The 1,495-nt window shown below is 59.8% G+C and carries 1 protein-coding gene; it reads left to right on the top strand.

Features of this window, described 5'->3' with window-relative positions; genetic code table 11:
* The first annotated feature begins 112 nt into the window (after positions 1–112).
* On the top strand, positions 113–1,144 hold the full coding sequence (locus LQK81_RS26180; RefSeq protein ID WP_230809322.1) for an IS110 family transposase: 1,032 nt from the start codon (positions 113–115) through the stop codon (positions 1,142–1,144).
* The last annotated feature ends 351 nt before the right edge of the window (positions 1,145–1,495 follow it).

A 1,495-nucleotide genomic window follows, 5' to 3' on the forward strand; every position in this document is an offset into this window, starting at 1 on the left:
AATGAGATGCTGTAACGGGGCCTGCGCCGTGCACGACCAGCCCGAGCATCTTGCAATTGCTCATGGCAAGCTGTCGCTGTTCCCGTATCAGTCTCAATCGGAGGAATACGGGATGAAGCTGTTTATCGGACTGGATGTATCACTGGCGAAGACCGCCGTCTGTGTGATCAATGAGTATGGCAAGATCGCAAAGGAGGCGCAGGTTCCCAGTGATCCCCAGGCGATCGTGGACTTTGCAAACACCCTGGAGGGAGCGGTCGCCATCATCGGACTGGAAGCCGGACCGCTGTCCCAATGGCTGCATCGCGGCCTGGCCGATGCCGGGCTGGATGTTGTCCTGATGGAAACCCGGCAAGTGAAGGGTGCTCTGAAGGCAATGCCGATCAAAACGGATCGGCGCGACGCAGAAGGAATTGCTCGACTGCTTCACATGGGCTGGTTCAGGCCTGTACATTGCAAATCCGTATCGGCACAGGAGGTTCGCGCGCTTTTGGCTGCCCGCAAGGCGATCCAGCAGGGCATGATCGCGCTGGAGCTATCTCTACGCGGACTGCTGAGAAACTTTGGCCTGAAGGTTGGCGCCATCTCACGCGGCCAGTTCGACGCCCGGATTAGGGAATTGGTGGATGGCAATGCCATGCTGCAAGCAGCGGCCGGGCCGATGTTACGTGCGCGCGCCAGCCTGTGCCATGAACTAGCTGGGCTCGAACGTCAGGTCCGTCTGCTTGCGAAGGAGGATGCGGTGTGCCGGCTGTTGATGACGATGCCAGGCATCGGGGCGGTCGTCGCCTTAACTTTCCGATCCGCTGTCGATGATCCCGCGCGGTTCTCATCGTCCAAGAAAGTTGGTCCATGGGTTGGCCTTACACCGTCGCGCAACCAGTCCGGGGAGCGCGACGTGATCGGCGGCATTACGCGAGCTGGGGACGCCAATCTACGAAGAGCCTTGTGCCAAGCGGCTACCGTCATGATCCATCGGGGTCGCTCGACATGGCTGCGGAGCTGGGCTGCACAAGTTGCCAAACGCCGCGGTGCAAAGCGTGCGATGGTGGCTTTGGCAAGGCGCATCGGCACAATCCTGCACCGGATGTGGAGGGATGGTACGGAATTCTCCACAGTCCCGTTGATCGCCAAGTCGGCCTGAGCGTTCATAGCAGAACCATGTCGTTGACGTCTGTCTGACCGCAGACCTTCGAGGTCCCAACCGGGACGCGGTTCCGATGATGCCGTGGTCAGGACTGTCGCCGGCCTCGGTCGAGCACGCCAATGAGATGGGCACATCGGAATTGCCGCACTGGACCAGCATCATGTTGGCAGCCATCGCGCTGACCACGGACCGAAGCATGAACCCGGGGTGACCTCAAATGAAGGGCGAAGCAAGCCAGGCATCGGCGATAGGGAGTCTATAGGAAATATTTGCCGCCTTGGCAGCATGACTGCGCTACTGCGGTCGACTTGTTTTACTTGACTCAGACGGCCCCGTTACCGAAGTCCT

The organism is Rhizobium sp. GN54, from assembly GCF_021026345.1.
GTDB lineage: Bacteria > Pseudomonadota > Alphaproteobacteria > Rhizobiales > Rhizobiaceae > Mycoplana.

Bases quoted from the DNA above. Each gene is read 5' to 3' on its own strand.
- LQK81_RS26180 (WP_230809322.1), top strand. From the start codon at position 113: ATGAAGCTGTTTATCGGACTGGATGTATCACTGGCGAAGACCGCCGTC.